Below are 25,085 nucleotides of genomic sequence, written 5' to 3'. Positions count from 1 at the left end.
AATTCCACAGCGAGAAATCGATGTTAAAACAAAATTTTTCCAAAATCCCGGATATTAATTTCCCGTGTGGTTAGTAGAATTGAAAAGGGGCTCATTCGAGCCCCTTTGTTTGTATTTTTTTTAGAATCCGTTCAACTCCATGGTTACGGTTGGGATTAGCAATAAAAGTCCTAACAAGAGTAAGATTGCCATAAATCCGCCAATCCATTTTACCCACTTGTCGTATGGAATTTTTGCAACGCCAAGAACGCCGATTAATACGCCCGAAGTTGGAGTAATCATGTTGGTAAAACCATCACCAAACTGGAATGCCATTACTGTTGCCTGGCGCGATACTCCAATTAAATCGGAGAACTGAGACATCATAGGCATGGTTAAAGCTGCTTTTGCCGATCCTGAAGGGATGATTACATTAATGATATTTTGAATCAGATACATGATAGATACCGAAGCCATCTTCCCAAAATCGTTCATCGATTGTGAAATGTAGTACAAAATAGAATCGATCACATTTCCTTCTTCCAATACAATTAGAATACCACCTGCTAAACCAACAATCATTGCAGCAGAAAGAATGTCTCGTGAGCCTTCAAGGAATAGGTTTGTGATTTCGTTGGCAGTGTTGTTGAATGCAATACCCGAGAAAATTCCCATGGCGAAGAACAAGGTTGCAATCTCCATGATGTACCATCCATATCCCATTACACCAACAATCAGGTAAATGATTGTGAAAAGTAAAAGATTTAGAATATAGAAATGTACCGATTTACGAAGAGATATAAAACCTAGAATAGCGAATAATCCTGTAACAATTGGAAGGACGTAAGTTGTCATTTCCGAATTTCCAACTTTCAAGGTACTCATTGGATAATGGAAAGAGAACACTACCATGGTAATTAAGAGAATAAAATAGGTTACCCATGCCGATTTTGGAGTATAAAATTCCAACTCTTCCATATCTGTATCGTTGTGTTTTCTCCAGTATTCATCATCGGTGTAAACCAAAGATGCTTGTGGGTTTTTGCGAATTTTAGCGGCATATCTTAAAATGAATGCAAATCCGATAACATTAATTACCACCCAGCAAAATAAACGATACTCAATACCTGAAAATAAAGGTAGATTAGATAATCCTTGTGCAATACCAATGGTAAAAGGATTTAGAAGAGCTCCTGCAAATCCTAAACCTGCAGCAACAAAGCAGATACAGACCCCAACAATGGAATCATATCCCATTTTAATGGACATCGGAACAAAAATGATTACAAAGGCAATGGTTTCCTCACTCATCCCAAATGTAGCGCCAAAGGCACTAAACACCAGCATGATTAAGGTCAGTATAATATTGTTGACCCCAATTTTCCGTATGGTTTTATTCTTCTCGAGTTTTTGAGTAAACTTCAAGAAGGAATAGATTCCTACATCAATAGATTTACTGGCATTCATAATCCAGAATGCACCACCAATTACCAAAATAAACATGATAATATCGGCCTTGTCAACAAATCCTTTAAAGAAAGAAGAGAATATTTCCCAGCTTTGTCCCTGACTTTCTATCTGATGATATGATCCCTGAACGATCACTTCACGGTCGGTACCATTTACATTTACTGTGGTACGCTCAAATTCTCCTCCTGGAATAATCCAGGTTAATATTGCAGATAATACAACTATTGCAAATACAATTACATAAGTATGTGGTATCTTTTTAAACATATAGGTTGATTTAGTTTGTGTTTGGTTTTTACCCCTTAAAATTGAATGCGTAAAAATAGAAAAATATGTACAGAATCAGCGATATAAAATAATTTTAAAGAGCAGATCGAAAAGGTTTGCAATTTGTTCAGAATTAGATAATATTTGCATGTTAAAGTGTATGAGTGTCCCGATATCTATCGGGAGTGTGAATGCGTGAATTAGTAAATGATTAAATGTATTGGTTATTAGGAGATAAGTTGAGAGTTATGCTTATACATCTTTTAATTATCTACTTATTATTATTCATTTCTATTTGTCCGCTACCCGATTACTCATTATTCATTACTAATTATTAATCGATATAGATATGAAGTTGTTAATAAGTAATATAAAGACTCTTGTTCAGGTTGAAGAAACTCCTCGCAAGTGGGTTGCCGGAACCGACATGGCAAATTTAAATTGCATTGATAATGCGTATTTGCTTATTGAAGATGAGAAGATCTCTGATTTTGGCAAGATGGAAGATATGCCCAATTACGATGAAATGGAAGGATTCGATCATGTAGAGGAGATCGATGCTACAGGTCGTATGGTATTCCCATCTTTCTGCGATTCGCATACACACTTGGTGTACGCCGGTAGTCGTGAGATTGAATATACCGATAAGATTAAAGGTCTTTCTTATGAAGAGATTGCAAAGCGTGGAGGTGGAATTTTGAATTCGGCCAAGCGCATGCACGATGCTACCGAAGATGAGCTGTACGTAGCTGCTATGGAACGCATTCACGAAATCATCAGTATGGGAACCGGTGCAGTTGAAATTAAGAGTGGGTATGGTTTGACCGTTGAAGATGAGTTGAAAATGCTTCGAGTAATCAAGCGAATTAAAGAAACAACTCCGCTAACCGTTAAATCGAGCTTTTTGGGTGCACATGCTGTACCTGCTGAATACAGAGGTCGCCAGGGAGAGTATGTTGATTTGGTAATCAACGAAATGATTCCTCTGGTTGCAGCAGAAGAATTGGCAGATTACATTGATGTGTTTTGTGATGAGGGATTCTTTACTGTAGAAGAGACTGATCGTATTTTGAACGCAGGAATGAAGTATGGAATGCGTCCTAAAATCCATGCCAATGAGTTGGATTACTCTGGAGGTATTCAGGTAGGAGTGAAGTACAATGCCCTTTCGGTTGACCACCTTGAGTTTGTAGGTGAGGAAGAAATAAAGTGTTTGAAAGATTCTGAAACCATGCCAACCGTATTGCCAGGTGCAGCTTTCTTTTTGAACATGGTTTGTTCACCTGTGCGCGATATGATGAATGCAGGATTACCAGTAGCATTGGCTTCTGATTTTAACCCAGGTTCATCTCCATCAGGAAATATGAAATTCATTATGTCTTTGGCGTGTATCAACTACAAAATGTTGCCACAGGAAGCAGTGAATGCTACAACCATCAACTCGGCTTACGCAATGGGTGTTCAGGAAGAGTTGGGAAGTATCGCTCGTGGAAAAATTGCCAATGTTTTCATTACTAAAGAAATTCCTTCTATTGAGTTTATGCCATATGCTTATGGAAGCAATTTAATTGATGCGGTAATTTTGAGAGGACAAAGATTGTAAGCTCTAAAAACTATAATAAAAGAAACCTGTCAGCATGCTGACAGGTTTTGTTTTTAATAGCATCCAATTATTTTCTAATATCAAAGGTGATATATTCGGTGTCTGCCGGGATATTAACAGCATATTCAGCTTCGCAAAACTTGCTCAAGTAAACATCGGAAAGTGAGCTTCCCAAAGCTTTTAAACGATTCCAATCTTTACAAGCATCATGGGTGTTTCCCATTTTTTGATGCACTATTGATCTCTGGAAAATTAATGGTTCGCTGTATGGCTTATATACCATTGCTCGATTTAACAATCTTAAGGCTCTTTTGTTTTTGTTCTTGATGGTATGACTTTTCATGCCTCTTTTAAACAAGCGTCGTGCTACATATAAATGATCGGAGTTCTCAATTCTAAAAGCAATTGCAACTTCCTTGGTCATAGCAACAGGAATAGTATTATTATAACCAGGTTTCCACATTCCATCAGTTTTCTTTAAAACTCGTAAAACTTCATCGTCTATTTCTTTAGATATGCTATTAATAACTTCAAAATCATCTAAACTTCCGTTTGGTAATACAGTGAATTGAATAATTTCTGTACCTTCTCGTAATCTTTTCTCTGACTCTTCAGGATATCTTATTTTGTCAGTGAAAAAATCATTTAGAGTGGTATAGTTCCTCATTTTTAATAACTCAACTGCTTCACTCCCAATAAAAGTTGGTGGAGTTACATTCACACCTTCTAAGGTGTTTGTTCTAAGATCTTGCCCAAATGTAAAAAGGCCAAGAAATAGTAAAACTGCTAAAAATACTGTTGTTTTCATGGCTTTAGTTTTTTCGATTTTGTAACTTAAAATTTACTTTTTCAGATAATGTAAAGTAACGACATAATGCTCTGAGGTACTTAGCAGTAAGGTTGCAATTTCTTGCAATTAAAAAGGTGCACAGGTTGAATTATTACAAAGAGGTTGCACTGCACAAAAAGTTATAATTTAGTGGTTTATAATAGCTGGAAGTGTCTTTTAATTGTTGTGTTAATTCTTGGAGGAAAGTACTGTTTTATTATTTGGAAGGTTTAATTTTCGTAATAAATCATTGTAGCGAGAATCGCGCCTGATATATTCTCCACAAGGATTAAAAACAATGTAACTTGTAGGGTAGATTTTATTGGCACAAGCTTCATCAATTAGCTCAAAAGCTTTGTCGATAAAACCAAGATAAGATGCCATTATGCCCATGTGATATGGGTTTTGCACATTAGGATTTTTGTTTAGTTTGTTCCACAAAGCCACAGCCTTGTCTCTTTGACCTGCTTTCACATAAGCATAACCCAAAATGGTGTTCCAATGACAATTATTAGCCGGAAGTTTTTCGAAATAATCAATGGCTTTTTGATACTCCTTTCGTTGTATGCAGATCCATCCCAAAGTGGCAAGTCCATAAGGAACATTCTCTTTTAATTTTAAAGCTTTATTTGCCCATTCTTCCGCCTTATCGTATTGCCTATTGTGATAATATAACAATCCAAGCCATGAGGCATATGCAGCAGAGAATGGTTCAAGTATTGTAGCTTGTCGGCCATGATGAATCGACTTTTTTTTATCGCCGAATAAGACGTGATACCAGGCAAAGTGAGCATGAATAACCGAATTGTTAGGGTTGTTCCTAATCGCATTCTCAAAAGTCTCTTTGGCTTTTGGCCAGTTCCAGGCTTTATACAAGTAAAGTAATGCCAAAGCATTATAGGCTTCATCAATGGTTGGATCTAGTTTTAATGCTTTATTGGCTGAGGATAAAGCCAAACGAAAGGCATCTTTCGAATTTAGTTCTCCATGACCTCTAAAACCATATCCAATTGCCAAACCAGCATAAGCCAATGGATCTCCGGGATCATTTTTAATTGCACCGTGTAAATATTGAATTCCCTTTTCGAAAGCCTCATGTGTTCCTTGATTTAAATAATGCATACCTTGCAAATAGGCTTTATAAGTTTCAGGATTTACCTTGCGAGTTTTGGATAGCTTAATTTTCTCTTTATCGGATAATTCTAATTTAATTTCATCAGCAATGTCTTTAATCACCGAAGTTTGAACTGCAAAAACATTTTTAACTTCGTCCTTGTACTCTTTGGCTAACAGGTGTCGTTCCTCTGGGAAAACATCAATTAACTGAATTAAGATGCGGATACTGTCATCAACATTAATTACCGATCCTTCAACAATGCAATTCACTTCCAATTCATTGGCAATATCACTCAATAGCTTTTGATCATCACGATACCTTAGTGTTGATGTACGTGAAATTACCCGAAGGGAGGAAAATTGCCCTAGTTTGCCGATGAGTGCATCGTGCATGCCATCAACAAAGTAATTGTTGTCAGCACTACCAGTTAAGTTATGTAGAGGAAGAACAGCTATTGATGATTCTTTTGAATTAAAGAGTCCGGAGATGTAGGCACCTGCAAAAACGATGATGCAAAGAATTAAAACCGGAAAAACAAACTTACTAACATACTTGTTGGGATTAGCTGGTTGAAGTCTTGAAAATAACTTTAATTGACCTTTCGAGCTAATATTAATTCCTTTTTTAATATCGCCTGGTGAAACTTTGTAATGCGACTTAAATACCTTGTTAAAATAGCTTGGATTTCGGAATCCAACCTGGTATGCTATTTCGGAAACCGTGGCTACATTGTTTTCGAGCATGGTTTTAGCGTGGGCTAACCTGATCTCTTTAATCAATTCACTTGCAGATTTGCCACAGGTTTTAGTCAACTTTCTATGGAGCATAGATCTGCTAAGACCTACGTTTTGAGCCAATTCGTTTACCGAAAAATCCTCGTCAGCAAAGTTTGCTTCAATGTTTTGGTGGATTTTTCTAAGAAACTGATCATCAATGGAAGACAGATCTTTCATACTGTATGGATAATCGTCCCTTAACTAAATTAGTATAAAAAATAATAGTTGTCAGCCTTAACTGCAAAGATACAAAATTATGATCATACTTAATAAGGGATTTTGATTAAAAAAAAGTGGAAATGAGATGATTATTTTAGATTAAAATTGAATTAAATATTGATGTAAATTAGAGGAGGATTACACTACAAAATGATATCATTAATCCGTTTTATTTCAATACGGTAATTAATCATGAATTCTATAACTGATAAGATTTGTTTGCTTTCCCACTTGGGAAGGTTTAAATCAGATTATTTATTTCCATCCCCAGCTTGGGGAAGCTCAAATTAAATTTAGGATGACTTTCCCAGTCTTACATCATAAACAAATATATAATTTGATAAAAAAGTTAGAGGCCTATTGCCTGCTCGAAGATAAGAAGGCGATGGTGTTGAGCAAGCATTTAAATAAGTTAATTGCTTCTTACGGCAAGGAGTTGATGAGAAGGAAAAACAAGTCGACATGGAGGGAATAAATAAACCTGTCAGGATTTTAAATCCGACAGGTTTCACTTAATATTTTCTTACAATCCCAACAACATGCTATCCGGATCTTTTCCGTCGAACAACATCTTGTGTGGGTTTTCAATCATTTCTTTAATTTTCACCAGAAATCCTACTGAATCCTTACCATCAATTACGCGGTGGTCGTATGAAAGAGCAATGTACATCATTGGGCGAATTTCTACTTTTCCATTTACAGCAACAGGTCGCTCAACAATATTGTGCATTCCTAAAATTCCCGATTGTGGAGGGTTGATAATTGGTGTACTCAAAAGAGATCCAAACACACCTCCATTGGTAATGGTAAATGTTCCTCTAGTCATTTCATCCAGGCTAATTTTACCAGCACGAGCTTTGGTTGCCAGCTCCATTAATTTCTTTTCGATATCAGCCAAGCCTAATGATTCTGCATTTCTGATAACAGGAACCATTAATCCTTTCGGTGTTTGTACGGCAATGGCAACATCCGCAAAATCAGGCGTTACAATTTCTTCTCCATCAATCATCGAGTTCACCATTGGGTGAGCCTTTAAAGCCTCGGTAACCGCTTTGGTAAAGAACGACATGAAACCCAATTTGATATCATGAGTCTCTACAAATTTCTTCTGATACTTTTTTCTCAGCTCCATTACTGCACTCATGTCAACCTCGTTAAAGGTGGTTAACATGGCAGTTTCGTTCTTTACGGATACCAAACGAGCACTTAGTTTCTTACGAAGATTGGTCATCTTGGTACGCTTCTCTTCGCGCGAAATGGCTTTTGGTTCTGCCGACACAGCAACAGGTTGCTTGTTTTTGTTGTCAACAACTGCCTGAATATCCTTTTTCGATAATCTTTGTAAGCCTGCAATTACATCATCAACCGAAAGCTGATTCTCTTCCATCAACTTTTTGGCAACAGGAGAAATTTTTACATCCTTGTAATTCTCCGATTCGATATTGGCTACAGGAGCTGAACTTGCAGCTTCTTTTGCTTTCTCTTCAACAACTTCTTCTTTTACAGATTCGGCCTTTGGACTTGGAGCTTCACCAGCAAAACTTGTGTCAATTTTACAAGCTACCGAACCCACTTCTACTGTATCGCCTTCTTGCGCAAGAATTTCAATTTTTCCGCCTTCGTCGGCTACTAAAGTTAGCGTTGCTTTGTCCGATTCAATTTCAGCAATGTCTTGATCTTTTTCAACAATATCGCCATCGGCAACAAACCAATTGGCTATTTCAACTTCTGAAATGGATTCTCCAGGACTTGGTATTTTTATTTCAATCATTGGGGTATGTTTTCTTGATAGTTTTCTACATTAATAATTTGCTCTTCTTCTCCTCAAAGTATTCATGAGTTTGCAGAATTTCTTCATGAGAACTTCCTTCAACACATTGTAATCCGCAATATTTTAATTTTCTGTCGCAGTCACATTTTCGAAATACTTTGTTGATGATCTCGCTTTGGCCAAGCATATGAATTTTGGCCAAGCCTGTTGCCGGACTACCACTAGCCTGACGAGCTACAGGAACCAATCTCACATCCTTATTGCGGAAGTTGTAATTGATAAAAGTCCATGCGCCCATATTCTCAGGTTCTTCCTGAACCCATAAATGGAGGATAGCATTCGGATATCTTTCCAAAACTTTATCAACTTGCTGATGCGGGAAAGGATACAATTGTTCCATTCTTACCAAAGCAATATCCTGGGCATTTAGCTTTTCTTTCTGAGCCAATAAATCAAAGTAAACTTTTCCTGTACAGAACACAACTCTTCTTACTTCTTCCGAGATTACGTTCTTGTCATCAATAAGCTCCTGGAATTTTCCTTTTGCCATTTCGTCCATGCTGGAAACACAAGCAGGGTGACGAAGCAAACTCTTAGGAGAGAAGCAAATCAATGGTACTCTGATGTCTCTTTTTACCTGTCGGCGCAACATATGGAACAAGTTGGCAGGAGTAGTTGGATTGGTGATTTGCATGTTGTTGTGCGCACAAAGCGTTAGGAAGCGTTCCATTCTTGCACTTGAGTGCTCGGCACCCTGTCCTTCGTATCCATGTGGCAAATACATTACCAAACCATTCTTAATTCCCCATTTGTCTTCGGCAGCACTAATGTACTGATCGATTACCGCCTGCGCTACATTGTGGAAATCTCCAAACTGGGCTTCCCAAACGGTTAGTCCCGATGGATGTGCTAAAGCATAACCATATTCATAACCCAATACACCATATTCGCTTAATGATGAATTGAAAACATGGAATGGAGCTTGATCTTCAGAAAGATTTTTAAGCGGGAAATATTTCTTGTCGGAATCCTCAATCACCAAGGCAGCATGTCGGTGTGAGAAGGTTCCGCGTTCAGAATCCTGACCACTAATTCGAACAGAATTTCCTTCGGTTAACAAACTTGAGTAGGCCAACATTTCACCCATTGCCCAGTCGAGCTGATCGTTTTCCACCATTTTCTTTCTATCGCCCATTAACTTTCCAATCTTCTTAAAGAATTTTAAGTCTCCAGGTAGAGAGGTAAAGTTATCTGCCAATGATAACAATGTCTTTTTGTTTACACCGGTTTCAGGAGAAGATTCGAAATCAGATTCAACTGAATATCGAATGCCTTTGTAATAATTATCCAGGAATGGCTGAATAATAACCTTATCGAATGTTTTCGAAAGTTCAAACTTGTCATCCAACAGTTTGTTGTAATCCGAATTGATTGTCTTGACATCCGCTTGAGAATAAATGCCTTTCTCAATCAAGTGAGCTGCATAAATGTCTCGTGGATTTTTATGCTTGGCAATCTCCTTGTATAATATTGGCTGGGTAAAACGAGGTTCATCACCTTCGTTATGCCCATACTTTCGGTACGATAGAATATCAATGAAGACATCAGTATTAAATTCCTGACGGTATTCCATTGCCATCTTAATGGTAAAAATCAATGCTTCAACATCATCACCATTCACATGAAAAACAGGACAGCGAGTTACCTTGGCCACATCGGTACAGTATGTACTCGATCTTGCATCCAGGTAATTGGTTGTAAATCCAACCTGGTTGTTGATTACCAAATGGATGGTACCTCCTGTTTTGTATCCCTTCAATTGAGACATTTGAATGATTTCGTATACAATTCCCTGGCCGGCAATAGCCGCATCACCATGTATCACAACAGGAACCAATCGGTCTTGGTTGCCTTCGTAATCATTGTCAATTTTTGATCGTGAAATTCCTTGTACTACAGCACCTACCGTTTCCAGGTGAGATGGATTTGGAGCCAAATGCAATTTTACCTCGCTGCCATCGTCCGTTTTTACAGTATTGCCATATCCCAGGTGATATTTTACATCTCCCAGCGCAATGTCTTCTTCATATTCTTCACCAACGAATTCCTTGAAAATATTTTCGTAAGGTTTCTCTAAAATATTGGCCAGAACATTCAGTCGGCCTCGGTGAGCCATACCAAAAATAAACTCCTGAACTCCTAACTCGGCACCACGTTCAATCATGGCATCCAAAGCAGGGATTAGTGTTTCTGCACCTTCCAATGAGAATCTTTTTTGCCCTACGAACTTCTTGTGAATGTAATTCTCGAAACCAACTGCCATTTTTAAATGGTAGTAGATGTGCTTGCGCTGTTCATCGGTAAACTGTGGAGTATTCTTCGAACTCTCCATTTTCTTTTGCAGCCATCGCAACATTTGCGGATGACGAACAAAAACATATTCTGCACCCACAGACTTACAATAAGTCTCTTGCAGGTGAGATACAATATCTTTTAATTTTGCTATGCCGATACCGATTTCTTTCCCGGCATGAAATGGAGTTTCCAAGTCAGATTCTGCCAGATCGAAATTTTCAATATCCAGGGTAGGGAAGTATTTTCTTCTGGTTCTAACCGGATTGGTTTTGGTAAATAAATGCCCCCTTTGGCGATAGGCCTGAATCAAGTTCATTACATTAAACTCCTTGCTCATTGATTCGCTGGCAGGCAAGTTTTCGCTACTTTCTTGTTTTATCGGAAAATTAGCCGATGCGAAATCGAATCCCTGGAAAAACGTTCTCCATGTTTCTTCCACCGAATTGGGATCTTTTTTATAGGATTGGTATAGCTCGTCTATATAGTCGATTTCACTATTGCCCAAAAAACTGAATTTATCCATAGATTTGTTTGTTGTACTTGTCTGATTTTTGTTGTCGCTTAAACAAATGTATTAATTTTGAAATGGAACAAGTAAGGATAAACACGAATAAAAGACCAAAAGGTCATCTTTTTTTCTAATGAGCTTATAGACATTTTCTATGAGCTGATATTGTTTAACATTTGCAGAAAAAATACAGAGCTATTTTTTCGTTTGTTGCATTTTCCAATTAATTTAGTTTTGCATTCAAAAACATCAATATTTAATAGTATGACATTTCTTCGCACGATATTAACAGTGCTGGTATTTCTACATTTTTTAAGCTGTGATAATTTACAAAAAAAAACGCAGTTTGAATTCCGTAAAGGCGACCTAATTTTTCAGGATTTGAATACCGATTCCATTTCAGAAGCCATAGAATCGGTTACAGGAGGAGAGAAGAAGCTGAATTTTTCTCATGTTGGCATTGTAGATATTGATTCAAAAGGGAAAATTTATGTGCTGGAAGCCATATCGAAAGGGGTATCTTTAACCCAATTGGATAGTTTTTTGCTAAGGAGCAATAAAGTTGCCATTGGTAGATTAAATACCAAGTTGAATGCCAGGATTGATGCAGCCATGACTTATGGGAAAGCCTTATTGAATTTTCCCTATGATAATATTTATGTAATGGGTGATTCGACCTATTACTGTTCCGAGTTGATTTATGAAATGTTTGTAAATACTGGCGATTCAGCGGAGGTGTTTCAATTGAATCCCATGACATTTAAGGACAATGAATCAGGTGAGTATTTGCCGTTTTGGGTAGAATACTACAAGAACCTGGGGGTAGATATCCCGGAAGGAAAACCGGGGTTAAATCCCAATGGCATGTTTCAATCGCAAAATATTGAAATTGTGTTGCCATACGGAAATCATCAATTTAATTAATCTCTTACACTATATATGAACTCATTCTTACAACAAATAACCAAAGAGCTTTACTCAAAATATACCAATGATTTATCGGATTGTATTTTGGTTTTTCCGAACCGAAGAGCTGGACTGTTCTTTTCAAAATACCTGAACGAATTGGTTGAACAAGCGCTTTGGGCACCAAGAGTATTTACCATTAGTGAGTTTTTCCGTTCTCTGTCCGATTTGCAGATAGAAGATAACCTGGGATTGCTGTTTCGTTTGTACAAAATCTATGTGAAAAGAATGAAGGTAAGCGAAAGCTTCGATGAATTCTATCACTGGGGTGAGATGTTGTTGGGCGATTTTGATGATTTGGACAAGTACAGGGTAAATGCCGAGCATTTGTTTCAGAACCTGGCCGACGAGAAAGAGATCGAGAACCTGTTCGACTATTTAACGGATGAACAGCTTGAAGCAATACAGGCATTTTGGAGCAGCTTTAAACCAGAGAAATATTCTGAGCACCAAAAAGAGTTTGTAAACCTGTGGGAGAATCTGTTTGGGATTTATACCGATTTGAGAGAGGAGCTGAAATCGGAAAAACTGGCCTACGAAGGAATGGCTTCGAGGAATTTGATAGATGGATTGGAATCGGGAGGAATTCAAATCGATGCCAAAAAGGTAATTTTTGTTGGATTTAATGCATTAAACAAATGCGAGATTGATTTGTTTGAGTTCCTGAAGAAGAAAGAGCTTGCCGAATTCTATTGGGATTACGATGAATCTTACCTGAAGAATCCATACCATGAAGCAGGTCTGTTTTTGCGAGACAATATCAGAAGATTTCCTGCGCCTAAAACTGAATTGAGCTTTTCGAATATCAAGGAGAACAAAGCCAAGGTGGAGTTTGTGTCTCTGTCATCAGAGGTTGGGCAGGCCAAATATGCACACTCCGTGGTACAAGCTTTTTGCAAGGATGAGGATGTAGCGCCGGAAGAAACAGCCATTGTTTTGGCCGATGAGGAACTATTGTTGCCTGTTTTGCATTCCATTCCAGAGGTGGTAGAGAATGTAAATGTTACCATGGGATATCCTGCAAAGAATACACCTGTGGCCAGTTTGTTGCGTTTGGTAATCGACATGCAAAAGAGCTCCAGAAAAGTTGCAGGAGAGATAGAGTTTCATCACAAAGAGGTGTTGGCTTTGCTGAATCATCAGTATTTGAATTCGGTAAATCCTGAATTGGCCCATGAGCTAACCCAAAATATTCTTACCACCAATAAAATAAAGGTTCCGCAAAAGCTTTTAACAGGCGATGAGGTAATCGAAAAGCTGTTTACACCCGTGAAGGATGTGAATCAATTTGCCATCTACCTGTTGAATTTGCTGCAGAATGTTTACCAAAGATTGGAAACCAAAGAGGAAGAAAAATCATTGGTCGACAAGATTGAACAGGAGTACATTTACCACCTGTTTTTGGCAATTAAGCGATTAAAAGCATTGTTGGATCAGCACGAAATAGAGGTAAAGCAAGATACTTTCTATAAGATTTTGGAGAAAATGATTCAAACTTTGAGCATTCCGTTTGAAGGAGAACCTTTGGCGGGATTGCAGGTAATGGGGATTTTGGAAACACGTTTGCTGGATTTTAAAAAGTTGGTAGTTCTCTCTATGAACGAAGGGAAGTTGCCAAAAACAGGAGCCGCAAATTCATTCATTCCATATCACTTAAGAAAGGGATTTGGAATGCCAACCATCGATCATCAGGATGCCATTTTTGCCTACTATTTTTACCGATTGATACAGCGTGCCGATGACATCAAACTGCTATACAGTACCCAAAGTGATGGAATCAGAACTGGGGAGATGAGCCGATTTTTGTATCAATTGAAATATGAATCGGATTTTGATATTGAAGAATCGAGTCCGGGATATGATATCTCGTTAAAAGAGGCCAAACCCATAAGCGTTGAGAAGAATGAGCGAATTTTAAATCGCCTGGCAGAGTATTGCGGAGATCAATTCAGGAGTTTTTCTCCTTCGGCTTTGAATACTTACCTGGCTTGCCCATTGAGCTTTTACTTTAAATACATTGCTGGCTTAAAGGAATCCGATCAGGTATTGGAAGAGATTGATCCGCCTACTTTCGGGAACCTGTTTCACAATACGTTGGAAGATTTGTACAAGCCATTTGTTGGCAAAATATTGGAAAGGGAAGATCTGGAAATCATCAGGAAAGACAAAGACCTGATTGAAACGAAACTGAAGACTGCTTTTCGCGATACTTATTTTAAAACGCCCAAGAATAAAGAGGTTCAGATATCAGGAAGGAACTTGTTGATTTTTGATATCCTGAAAAAGTACATCGATAGGATATTGATCCTGGATCAGCAGTTTGCGCCATTCCAGATTCTGTCGCTTGAAGATGAATATAGAATTCAGGTGCCGATATCGGGAGATCGAAAGGTAAACATTAAGGGATTGATTGACCGTGTTGACAGGGCAAATGGTACCATTCGAATCCTGGACTACAAAACGGGTAAGGCAGATTTGTTCTTTAAGGACATAGAATCTTTATTCGAGAAAGAGGGAAAGAACAGAAACAAAGCAGCTTTTCAAACCTTATTGTATTGCTTGTTTTACGAGGACAAAACGAAAGCTGCTGAGGCAATTTCGCCTGGTGTGTATAGTCTGAAAGAATTCTTTAACAACAAGTTTGCTTGCATGTTGGCCCGAAAAGAAGGTCGTGCCAAACCGGAACCTGTTGATGATTACCGAGTATATAAGGAAGAATTTACCAATGCTTTGCAGGAAATGTTCGAGGAGATATTTGATCCGAAGATTCCATTTGACCAGGTGGAAAATCAGGATGCTTGCAGGACTTGTTTGTATGCGGAGATTTGTCATAGATAAAGAATGATTTTTCTGCTCTAGCCGCAGGGGCTCTTCCTTTCTCCATTGATGAGAAAGGAAGCAAAGAATCTAGGGCGCGTAAGCCCAAACTACATATACTCGAAAACTTTAAGTGCGGCGGGGTGATCTTCGAACAAGTTCTCAGCTTCCCCGTCTTACTAAAACTTTTCTTCGTATAAGCAGCTTGTCCTTCCAATGCCCGAAAAGCAGGACTGAATGGTGCAGTAGGTTTAATAACAAATGTATATTTATAAGAATGATGAAAAATAAATTCGCAATATTATCAATAGTTCTAAGTGGAATAAGCATTTGTTGTACCTTAAAGGTAAATTATGACCTTTGGAATCGATATGTATCTCTTACTAGTGGCAAGACGAAAGCTTTGTATGGATTGACAGAGTTATTGGAATATGGATATCAATACGATTATTCTATTTTTGGTGTATTGTCCTTGGTATTGCTTATCATATCAATACGAAAATCCGAGAAGAGATCATTAATTATCTTGGGTGCATTATTGGCAATTTTTTCGATAGTTGTGGTCTATTTGAGATTGTGGAAGTTATTTATTTAAGTTGATTATTAAGAATGAAATATTCAGTTTTAACCTTATTGCTATTGTTTTTTGTACTTCCTCTTTCTTCGCAGAAGAAATACAGTATCAAATCGCGAAGGGCCATACACTTTTACGAAGAGGCTGGGCAGTATTATCGAAACAGGGACAATCAGAAAGCTTTGGAAAGTTTAAGCAAAGCCTTGGAGGTGAACGACAAATTTATTGAGGCTTACCTTTTTCAGGCAGATGTATATTATACTTTAAAGGACAGTAAGGCTGAAATTGAAGCCTATCAGAAAGCAATAGAAATAGATGAATCTTATTTTCCACGGGTGCATTTCAACCTGGGGAATGCATACCTAAAGCAGGGAGAGTATCAAAAGGCCAAAGGCAAGTTTCAAGACTTTTTATCCTTCTCAAAAATCTCATCGAGGAATAAGGCAAAGGCACAAAAGCTAATTAAGAATTGTGATTTTGCGATGAATATGATTGCGAATCCAGTAGATTTTAAGCCCATAAACATTGGGGATGCAATCAACACCAAGTATGATGAATACTGGCCCAGCTTAACTGCCGATGAGGAAGTGTTGGTGTTTACCCGATTGAGTCCGGCCGAAAAATCTACGCAAGTAAAATTGGAGATGCAAGAGGATTTTTGGATATCCTTAAAAGAGGAAGATGCCTGGAGACCGGCAAAAGGATTATCGGAAATCATTAATACCACAAGCAACGAAGGGGCACAATCCATTACTGCCGATGGAAGATTCATGTATTTCACAGCTTGTGGCAGAAAGGATGGGCTAGGCAGATGCGACCTGTACTATTCGGTTCGAGAGGGAGACAGATGGTCGAAGCCTCGAAATTTAGGACCTACCATAAATTCTGCAGCATGGGAGGCGCAACCAAGCATTTCGGCCGATGGTAGAGTACTTTATTTTGTGAGTAATCGCAAAAGTGGCAAAGGAAAAATGGACATTTGGCGATCGGAGCTGATGGAGAACTTAGCCGATGGCAGACAAAGGTGGTCGAAACCTGTAAATATGGATTTTAATACGGCAAACAATGAGATGTCGCCTTTTATTCATGCCAGCAACCAGTATTTGGTAATTGCCTCGGATGGACTACCGGGAATGGGATCTTACGATCTGTATAAACTAAGTCTTCAGGAAGATGGGAAGTGGTCTAAGCCGGAGAACCTGGGGTATCCGATAAACACGTATGGAGAGGAATTGGGATTGGTGATTAATGCAAAAAGCGATAAGGCCTACTTTGCATCCAACAGGATGGAGGGAAAAGGAAAGGATATTTTTGTGTTTGATTTGCCCAAGGAACATCAACCGCCTATGGTTTCGTGGCTGAAAGGGAAGATATACGATGTGGATACCAGGGAAAACCTGTATGCTTCTTTGCAATTGATTGATTTGAGTTCGAAAGATACACCTGCCCGAATTCATTCGGATCGGGTAAATGGGAAATACCTGCTGTGTTTGCCTGCAGGAAAAGAGTATTTGTTTGCTGCCGAAAGTGAGGGCTATTTGTATTATTCGGATCATTTTTCGCTTTTGGAGAATCAGGAAAAGAATCAGCCGCAAGAATTGAATATTGGTCTTCAGAAACTGGTTACAGGTAGTGAAATTGTACTTCGAAATGTATTTTTCGATACCGATTCGTGGGAAATTCTGCCAAAATCGGAGAGCGAATTGTCCATCCTGTTCAAGCTGATGAATCAGAACCAGGATTTGATTGTTGAGATATCGGGACATACCGACAATACCGGATCGGAAGAACACAACCTGAGCTTATCGGAAAACAGGGCAAAGGCTGTGTGCGATTACTTGATTGCCAAAGGAATTGAAAAAGAGCGCTTGCTGTACAAAGGATTTGGTTCGAGCAAAGCAATAGCCGACAACAATACCGAAGAGGGCAAGGCCTTGAACCGACGAACTGAATTTAGGGTGGTGAAGTAGTGATGTTGACTTCTGCGGGACGGGTTAACCACGAAGGGCACAAAGGTGTTTCACAAAGAACACAAGGATTGAGCCTGAAAGGCTCAAAGCAATAGCAAAGGGCATCGCCCTTTGGGTGTTGGTGTTTGTTATGTTAGCCCTGTATGGGCATAAGCTAGAGAATAAAGCCGATAGAATATAATACCAGTTTTGAGACAAAAATGAGCTCTCGTCAATGGGTAAAGGCAATTTTGGCGAAAAAATATGCTCTCGTCAATGTGCAATGGCAAATTTGCCACAAAAAAGATCTCTCGTCAGTGGGCAAAGCCAATTTTGAGACAAAAATGAGCTCTCGTCAATGGGTAAAGGCAATTTTGATGCAAAAAAATGCTCTCGTCAATGTGCAATGGCAAATTTGTCACAAAAAAGATCTCTCGTCAATGTGCAAAGCCAATTTTGAGACAAAAATGAGCTCTCGTCAATGGGTATTGATAAAATCGATTTTTATAGGTTCAATTTTTACGATACAATAATTGTGTGTAGAATATCAAGAAGATTACTTTGTCTGGGGGGTATTGTTTTGTACTTTCAATGGCTAAAACAAATCATGCAGATGTTTCATATAATAAAGTAATTTTGCGATTATTGAACTTGTATTTTAAAATATCATTTAAACAAGAGAGAATTATGAATATGTCAGGGATAGAGACAAAAGCAATGAGCTATATTTTATGGGCTTATGTGTTAATGGCAGCGGTTGGGATTGGAACATTTGCCTTTTCGAATTCGGAAGCTGTTTTAATAGATGGAGTATTTAATTTCATATCGGCATTTTCGATGATTATAGGAATCAAAATCTCAAAACTTGTCGCAAAAAAGCCTACTAAATCTCTACCATTCGGATTTGCAATGTACGAAACACTGTATACACTTTTTAAAGGGCTTTTGATTTTTGGAGTTCTTGTTTTGGCAGGAGTTTCAAATAGTTTTAAGATATACGACTATATTGTTACAGGTAGTGTAGAACAAGTGAATGGAGGATCTATTATTTATTATTCTATTTTGATGGTAATAATATGTTCTCTTGTATACCTATACATTGCAGCACAATGTAAAAAAGTGAATAACCAGAGTATAATGTTACAAACCGAAAAAATTGCGGTATTTCAAAATGCAATTATTTCGGGAGCTATTGGTGTAGTGTTTTTACTTGTAGCTTTCCTTGAAAATACTTCTTTGGCATTCATTGTTCCAATTGCCGATTCAATAATTGTTCTCGTTTTATGTGTTTTTCTTTTTAACGATCCCGTAAAAATTCTGAAAAATGCGTTTAATGAATTAATAATAAAAGACATTCACAATGCAATGCGTGAAAAAATTACCCAAAAGGTACTACCGATACTACCTCATGGTTACAATTTAAATCATGTATCTATAAACAGACTTGGACGAACTTACTATTTTCTCTTTTTAATAAATCCATTGAAAATAAATTTACCACTTGCTGAGATTGAGAATATTCAGGACTCCATTAAAAATATTGTACAAAGTGAGGCCCCTTTCAGTTTTACAGATGTTATTTTTTCAAGTAAAAGCGTTGATGATTGGGAGGACTAGTATGCCTGTATCAATTTCAAACAAAGTTTACCAATAATACAAAATACCCCAACAAAAATGATATACCTAGATTACAACGCCACCACACCGGTAGCCAAAGAGGTTGCAGAAGCCATGCAGCCTTATTTATTCGAATATTTTGGAAATCCATCAAGTTCACATTGGTATGGACAGCAAACCAAGAAGGCAGTGGAGCAGGCTCGTAAGAATATGGCGAAGCTGTTGAACTGCAAGACTGAGGAGATTGTGTTTACCAGTGGAGGGAGCGAATCGAACAATTATGCATTAAAGGGATATGCTTTCCAGAACAAGGATAGGGGAAGGCATATTATCACAACGATGATTGAGCATCCTGCCATTATAGAGGTTTGTAAATTCCTGGAACAGGAGGGATTCGAGCTGAGCTATTTGCCTGTTGACGAAACAGGAAGGTTAAGACTTAAGGATGTGGAAGAAGCCATTCGTCCTGATACAATCTTAATATCGGTAATGTATGCCAATAACGAGGTGGGAACTTTGCAGCCACTGAAAGAAATATCCGCTTTAGCGAAAAAGCACAATATTGCAGTACATAGCGATTGTGCCCAGGCAGTTGGAAAAGTACCTGTGGATGTGAAAGAATTGGGTGTTGATTTGCTTACAGTAGCAGGGCATAAGTTCTATGGTCCCAAGGGGATTGGGGCTTTGTATGTTAGTGAAGGCGTGGAGCTGCAAAAGCTAATTCATGGTGCCGATCATGAAATGAATCGCAGAGCCGGAACAGAGAACATTCTGGAGGTTGTAGGTTTGGGCAAAGCAGCCGAATTGGCAATGATAGATCCGGAAAGGAGAATGGAAAGAGAGAGAAATTTAATACGATTTTTGAGAGAAGGTTTGGAGCCATTAGGGGATTTTAGAATCAATGGAAACACAGCATTCTCTTTGCCAAATACCTTGAGTATCTCTTTTAAGAACCTGAGAGCAGTGGACATTCTTGCCAATATGCCAAATATTGCGGCTTCGGCAGGAGCTGCCTGTCATTCCGATGCCGTAAAAATTTCAGCAACGCTTGATGCCATGAATGTTCCATTCGAATATGCCATGGGAACACTACGCTTGTCGGTTGGGAAATATACCCGCGAGGAGGAGATTGGTAGTGCGATTGAGGAGATAAGTGCAGCGGTAAGATTATTAAGGAAATAAAATTTCACGCAAAGGACGCAAAGAATAAGTTGGAAAAAAGAACGCAAAGATGAACAATTCACCTTTGCGTTTTTTCTTTATCTGTCTTTGCGTGAAACTTCTAATTCATAAAAGCCAAAGCTGAATCCATTAGCTCATTCATTTTCGAAATGGTATTCTGTTTTACAATTGAATTCAAATAACGCTCTTTGCCTGATTTCTTATAGAGTTTCTCTTTGGAGAACCAATCAGAAGGGTAAGAAATGATTGAAGCGGTTCCTTGTTTTCCATATACAGGCAAGGAAAGGTAGTACACATCTTTAATTTCAATTTGCAACTGGTTGTTTTGTTCTTTCAAACTTAGCGTGTAGTACATCCTGGTTTGAAAAGTTGATGGGGTCTGGCTCAAGTATATCAGACTATTTCCTTTAAGCCTGGCTTCTCCCGATTTTTCATTGAGCATTTCCAACTCAACAGCTTCGGTTGAAAGTACCCAATTCTTAAGTTGATTGTAATTGTCAGGAGATAATTGAACAGTAGCTGTCAACTTTAATGCGGTTTGATCATCAATGCTAAGTTCTTTTTCCGCATGATTTTGGGCAATCGAAATGATTACGGTGGAAAGCAAAATAAAAGTGCAGAATATCTTTTTCATGGTGATTGTTTTTTAGGGGTTAATTATTTAGGTTTTTTATGAAATACAGTTGGTAATTAAATCAATAAACAAATAAAATGAATCACTCAAAGATTCCTTAAGTTAGATTTATTTTGCTCAAGCCGCATGGCTCCTACTTTTTCCATTGATGAAAAAGTAGGCAAAAAATCTAGGGCGCGTAAGCCCAAACTTCTTCTACTTGAAAACACTAAGTTCGGCGGGGTGATCTTCTCCCGATTATGATTTTTGTTGTATTTGCTTCTCAAATGCTTACAAAATCTATTTCGGGATCAGCTTCCCCGTCTCTCTAAATGTTTTCTGCGGATAAGCAGCTTGTCCTTCCAATGCCCATAGAGTCCGCTTGAACAAATTAAAAATCATTTATATGTTACCTCACGAACATTAGATAATTAAAAGGATCTCCCACAATAATTTTAACAGAACCATTACTTACAATGGCTAGTCTTAAAGTAGTCATTTTGCAAGACAAATCAAAATGGAAACCATTGGATAAAGCTCGTTATTGCTTGATTCTTCTTGATTTATAGCTCGATAGCTTTTGTGGAGCAAGGATAATATTATGCTCAATTTGTTAAACTTGGCAAACTTGACACTTGTTTTTCTAAAGTGAGTAAGATAAATTTACTTCTGAATCAGGGAAAAACACCCTGTTATAGTTTCGCATATTGCACTTGGTTCAATCCTAGATTCAAGTTTTTAATATGATTTTAGTTGTAAGTAATTGAGAAGGGGCAGTGCCCCTTTTTCTATTGGCATCTTTTTTGCATTCAAAAAATTTACAAATTCAGTTTTTTTAGTGATCAATCATTCTCTTTATTCATGGGCGTTTTATAATTTTGTTATACCTCGTGGTGAACTGGATTAACGATTTTTTTATGCTTTATATATTTTCTCCGAAAAGGATATTAGTACTACTTTCTTTCTATTTGCTTGCTTTCTCTTTAGCGGCTCAAAACTATGTGCAAGATCAGTACCTGTTGGTCGATCAGTTGAATAGGTCTAATCAGTGGGCAGATTCCATCTTTTCCACAATGAGTGAGGATGAAAAAATCTCCCAATTGTTCATGATTGCTGCTTATTCCAACAAAAACAAAAAGGAAACGGAGCGCATTGCTGCATTGGTAGACAAGTATCAGATTGGTGGAATCATCTTTTTTCATGGAGAACCAGGCAAGCAGGCCGAACTGAGCAATTGGTATCAAAGCTTATCGAAAGTGCCCATGTGGCTTGGTATGGATGCCGAGAATGGCTTGGGGATGAGGCTGAAACAAACCATAAGTTACCCTAGACAGCTAATGTTAGGTGCTGTTCAGGATAATGAATTGATATACCGATTGGGAAAGCAAATTGGAAAGGAGTGCAAGCGATTGGGGGTACATGTGAATTTTGCACCAGTGATGGATGTGAATAATAATCCTGCAAATCCGGTAATTAACAGCAGATCTTTTGGTGAAGATCGATACAATGTGGCCAACAAATCCTATGCATTTGCCAATGGAATGCAAAGCTCAGGTGTAATTGCAGTTGGAAAACACTTTCCAGGTCATGGCGATACGGATACCGATTCACATGTTGACCTTCCGATCCTGAATCACAATCGTGCAAGATTGGATTCCATTGAACTTTATCCCTTTAAAAAAGTGATTGCACAGGGATTGGGAGGTGTGATGATTTCACATTTGAACGTTCCTGCTTTGGATCCGGATCAGAAGGTGGCAACTTTATCGCGGCCTATTGTTTCCGATTTGCTTAAGGATGAGTTGGGCTTTAAAGGTTTGGTTTTTACCGATGCCTTAAACATGAAGGGAGTTCGCAAATATTACGACAAAGGAAAAGTTGATGTTAAAGCTTTAAAAGCTGGGAATGATGTTTTGCTGTTTACCGAGGATGTAGAAATTTCGTTGAAGGAAATTAAGGCAGCAATTGAAAAAAGAGAGTTAAGCTGGGACGAAATCAATGAGAAATGTAAGAAAATTCTGAAGGCCAAGTATTGGTTAGGACTTAACAATTACAAGCCAGTTGACACTGAAAGACTTTGGTCTGGCCTAAATACACAGGAGGGATTTATACTGCGCAGACAATTGGCCGAACAGTCCATTACCCTTTTAAAGAATGATAAAAACCTATTGCCATTAAAGCGATTGGATACCTTAAGGGTGGCCTCCATTGCCATGGGCGCTTCTATTCGAAATAGATACCAGGAGTATTTGGGAAGGTATACCGATATCGATTTTTATCAGATTGAGAAGGATGCTACCAAAGAACATTTCGCGATTTTGAAAGAGAAACTCGACAAATACAATCTGTTAATCGTAAGTATGCACGATACAGATCAACGACCTTCCAGAAATTTTGGAATCACTGATCAAAGCGTGCAACTCTTGTCAGAAATATCTGCCAGCAAGAAAGTGATTTTCGACCTCTTTGGTAATCCATATGCTTTGGATCGATATCGAAATTTAAATGATTTGGATGCCATTTTGGTGTCCTACCAGGATAGCAGGGAGTCGCAAATGGCTTCTGCCCAGGTTGTTTTTGGAGGTTTGGCTGCAAAAGGAAAGCTTCCGGTTACCATAAATGATGATTTTCCGGTAGGTACAGGAATTGAAACAGCTCATAACCGTTTGGGATATTCATTGCCTGAACAGGTTGGACTGAGTACTTTAAAATTGAATGTAATTGATTCGATTGCAGAAGATGCCATCAAACAAAAGGCAACTCCTGGTTGCCAGATTTTGATTGCTCGCTCTGGGAAAGTTGTATTCAATAAGTCCTATGGACACCATACTTACGCAAGGAAAAGACCGGTTCGAAATCCTGATATATACGATTTGGCCTCTCTAACCAAAATTACAGCAACCTTGCCGGCATTAATGCAAATGACCGATGAAGGTTGGATTGATGTTGATGCCAATATTGGCAAATACTATTCAAAGGCCAAGGAATCAAACAAAGACAGCCTGATTTTAAGAAAGATTCTGGCACATGAAGCTCGTTTGTTAAGCTGGAAACCATTTCATTGGGAAGCTGTTGATTCTGCAAGTTTTAAGGATAAACTTTTTAGCAGAAGGTACTCCAGAAGGTACAGTCTAAAGCTGGATAGGAGTCTTTACATTGACAGAAATTACAAATTCAAGAAAGGAATTTTGTCCAAAGTAAAGTCGGAAGCCTATCCGATTGAGGTAGCCAAAAATCTTTACATCAACAAGAATTACAAGGATACCATACTGAAAGGAATTTTAGATTCTGATTATCGCGAAAAGAATGGTTACAAGTACAGTGATTTGGGCTTTATCCTGATGGGAGAAATGATACAGGAAAGATCGGGAGAGCCTGTAGATAGCTATGTGAGTCGTCACTTCTATCGCCAGTTGGGAGCGGGAACTTTGGGCTACCATCCCCAAAAAAGGTTTAGCTTAAACCGAATTGTACCAACCCAAAATGACAAGTTCTTTAGAAGGCAGTGGATAAAAGGATATGTGCACGACCCTACATCAGCAATGCTTGGAGGTGTGGCAGGTCATGCCGGCATGTTTGGAAATGCCAGCGACTTGGCCAAGTTGGCGCAAATGTATTTGCAAAAAGGAGCATATGGAAGCGAAATGTACATTGGATCGGAAACCATGGAGAATTTTACTTCGCGAGCATATCCTGAAGGAGAGAACCGAAGAGGGATAGGCTTTGATAAACCCTTTCTAGATCCTACCGATGAGAATGGACCAACCAGTAATTTGGCTTCATTGTCAAGTTACGGACACACAGGTTTTACGGGAACCATGATTTGGATTGATCCTGATTATGACTTGGTATACATCTTTTTATCGAACCGAATTTGTCCGGATGAATCCAATGCAAAACTGATGGAAATGGATGTTAGAACCAAAATACAGGAGTGCATTTACAAGGCTGTAAGACCCGAAATTACTCCTGCAAGAAATTTTTCCGACTTGTTGGTGTCACCACTTGATGAAAGGATTTTCAATTAAGGAGACGTTCAAATATTTTGGATCATTGCTGACTTCCTGATCTATCCATTCGGGAAGTTGGATTTGTTCTTCGGAAGATGCCAGTTCAATTTCAGCAACAATTAGCCCTTGGTTATCACCATGAAATACATCTACTTCCCAGGTGTATTGAGCCATAGGAATCAGGTATCGGGTTTTTTCTATTTTAGCATCACATAGTTCAAGCAATTCATGAGCATCCGTCATGGGAATTTCATATTCAAATTCGCTTCTCTTTAAAATGTCATTTCCCGATTTAATCGTAAGAAAAGCTTTTTCGCCAGCAATTCTAATTCGTAAACTCTTCTGTGGATCGCTCCAGATGTACCCTTGAATCAACTTTTTTCCATCATTGGGAAGAGGGAGCAAATCTTTATTTACCAGGAATTTTCTTTCTATTTCTATTGCCATGTTTTACAGTTGTCGG

General features: G+C 38.4%; 16 protein-coding genes. 9 read left to right on the top strand and 7 right to left on the bottom strand.

All coding sequences use genetic code 11. The features are described 5' to 3' along the window. Nucleotides 1-120: 120 nt before the first annotated feature. Entirely contained in the window at nt 121-1,716 is a 1,596-nt protein-coding gene (locus tag NQ163_RS02815) for a YfcC family protein (RefSeq protein ID WP_268188780.1), read from the bottom strand. A gap of 349 nt (nt 1,717-2,065) precedes the next feature. Here NQ163_RS02815 and hutI point away from each other — a divergent pair, with 349 nt between their 5' ends. Further along, nucleotides 2,066-3,319: an imidazolonepropionase gene (gene hutI / locus NQ163_RS02810; RefSeq protein ID WP_268188779.1), complete on the top strand. Its 1,254-nt coding sequence runs from the start codon at nt 2,066-2,068 to the stop codon at nt 3,317-3,319. A gap of 67 nt (nt 3,320-3,386) precedes the next feature. Here the strand turns inward: hutI and NQ163_RS02805 are convergent, their stop codons facing one another. After that, the gene (locus tag NQ163_RS02805) at nt 3,387-4,127 is read right to left on the bottom strand and encodes an energy transducer TonB (protein ID WP_268188778.1); all 741 of its coding nucleotides are present in this window, start codon (nt 4,125-4,127) and stop codon (nt 3,387-3,389) included. 210 nt (nt 4,128-4,337) lie between these two features. Then, nucleotides 4,338-6,218 (bottom strand): helix-turn-helix domain-containing protein, encoded by a 1,881-nt coding sequence (locus NQ163_RS02800; protein WP_268188777.1) that lies wholly within the window; start codon nt 6,216-6,218, stop codon nt 4,338-4,340. Nucleotides 6,219-6,597: 379 nt separating this feature from the next. Between NQ163_RS02800 and NQ163_RS02795 the strand changes: the two genes are divergently transcribed. Then, nucleotides 6,598-6,735: a hypothetical protein gene (locus NQ163_RS02795; protein WP_268188776.1), complete on the top strand. Its 138-nt coding sequence runs from the start codon at nt 6,598-6,600 to the stop codon at nt 6,733-6,735. A 48-nt stretch (nt 6,736-6,783) separates the two neighbouring features. Here the strand turns inward: NQ163_RS02795 and odhB are convergent, their stop codons facing one another. Together odhB and NQ163_RS02785 are read right to left on the bottom strand one after the other, a co-directional pair. Then, entirely contained in the window at nt 6,784-8,031 is a 1,248-nt protein-coding gene (odhB, locus tag NQ163_RS02790; RefSeq protein WP_268188775.1) for a 2-oxoglutarate dehydrogenase complex dihydrolipoyllysine-residue succinyltransferase, read from the bottom strand. 25 nt (nt 8,032-8,056) lie between these two features. After that, on the bottom strand, nt 8,057-10,909 hold the full coding sequence (locus tag NQ163_RS02785) for a 2-oxoglutarate dehydrogenase E1 component (protein ID WP_268188774.1): 2,853 nt from the start codon (nt 10,907-10,909) through the stop codon (nt 8,057-8,059). 249 nt (nt 10,910-11,158) lie between these two features. On the opposite strand from NQ163_RS02785, the gene NQ163_RS02780 reads away from it, so the two are divergent. The 6 genes from NQ163_RS02780 (at nt 11,159) to NQ163_RS02755 (ending at nt 19,999) form a co-directional block, all read left to right on the top strand. Next, entirely contained in the window at nt 11,159-11,818 is a 660-nt protein-coding gene (locus NQ163_RS02780; RefSeq protein ID WP_268188773.1) for a YiiX/YebB-like N1pC/P60 family cysteine hydrolase, read from the top strand. Nucleotides 11,819-11,833: 15 nt separating this feature from the next. Beyond that, entirely contained in the window at nt 11,834-14,698 is a 2,865-nt protein-coding gene (locus NQ163_RS02775) for a PD-(D/E)XK nuclease family protein (protein ID WP_268188772.1), read from the top strand. A gap of 259 nt (nt 14,699-14,957) precedes the next feature. Beyond that, nucleotides 14,958-15,272 carry a hypothetical protein gene (locus tag NQ163_RS02770; RefSeq protein WP_147376046.1) on the top strand — a complete coding sequence of 105 codons (315 nt, stop codon included), beginning with the start codon at nt 14,958-14,960 and terminating at the stop codon, nt 15,270-15,272. 14 nt (nt 15,273-15,286) lie between these two features. Beyond that, the gene (locus NQ163_RS02765) at nt 15,287-17,221 is read left to right on the top strand and encodes an OmpA family protein (protein ID WP_268188771.1); all 1,935 of its coding nucleotides are present in this window, start codon (nt 15,287-15,289) and stop codon (nt 17,219-17,221) included. A gap of 630 nt (nt 17,222-17,851) precedes the next feature. Further along, nucleotides 17,852-18,817 carry a cation transporter gene (locus NQ163_RS02760; RefSeq protein WP_268188770.1) on the top strand — a complete coding sequence of 322 codons (966 nt, stop codon included), beginning with the start codon at nt 17,852-17,854 and terminating at the stop codon, nt 18,815-18,817. A gap of 57 nt (nt 18,818-18,874) precedes the next feature. Then, nucleotides 18,875-19,999 (top strand): cysteine desulfurase family protein, encoded by a 1,125-nt coding sequence (locus tag NQ163_RS02755; RefSeq protein ID WP_268188769.1) that lies wholly within the window; start codon nt 18,875-18,877, stop codon nt 19,997-19,999. A 100-nt stretch (nt 20,000-20,099) separates the two neighbouring features. Here NQ163_RS02755 and NQ163_RS02750 read toward each other — a convergent pair whose 3' ends face one another. Further along, nucleotides 20,100-20,633: a hypothetical protein gene (locus NQ163_RS02750; protein ID WP_268188768.1), complete on the bottom strand. Its 534-nt coding sequence runs from the start codon at nt 20,631-20,633 to the stop codon at nt 20,100-20,102. 896 nt (nt 20,634-21,529) lie between these two features. On the opposite strand from NQ163_RS02750, the gene NQ163_RS02745 reads away from it, so the two are divergent. Further along, nucleotides 21,530-24,640 (top strand): glycoside hydrolase family 3 N-terminal domain-containing protein, encoded by a 3,111-nt coding sequence (locus NQ163_RS02745; protein ID WP_268188767.1) that lies wholly within the window; start codon nt 21,530-21,532, stop codon nt 24,638-24,640. Here NQ163_RS02745 and NQ163_RS02740 read toward each other — a convergent pair. Beyond that, entirely contained in the window at nt 24,611-25,069 is a 459-nt protein-coding gene (locus tag NQ163_RS02740) for a CYTH domain-containing protein (protein WP_268188766.1), read from the bottom strand. The two genes, NQ163_RS02745 and NQ163_RS02740, sit on opposite strands and share 30 nt — an antisense overlap. Nucleotides 25,070-25,085: the final 16 nt, after the last annotated feature.

The sequence above is a fragment of the Marinifilum sp. D737 genome, from assembly GCF_026672275.1.
In the GTDB taxonomy this organism is placed as follows: domain Bacteria; phylum Bacteroidota; class Bacteroidia; order Bacteroidales; family Marinifilaceae; genus Marinifilum.
Note: the sequence above shows the minus strand (reverse complement) of the source record. Positions and strands in the feature narration are given on the sequence as shown.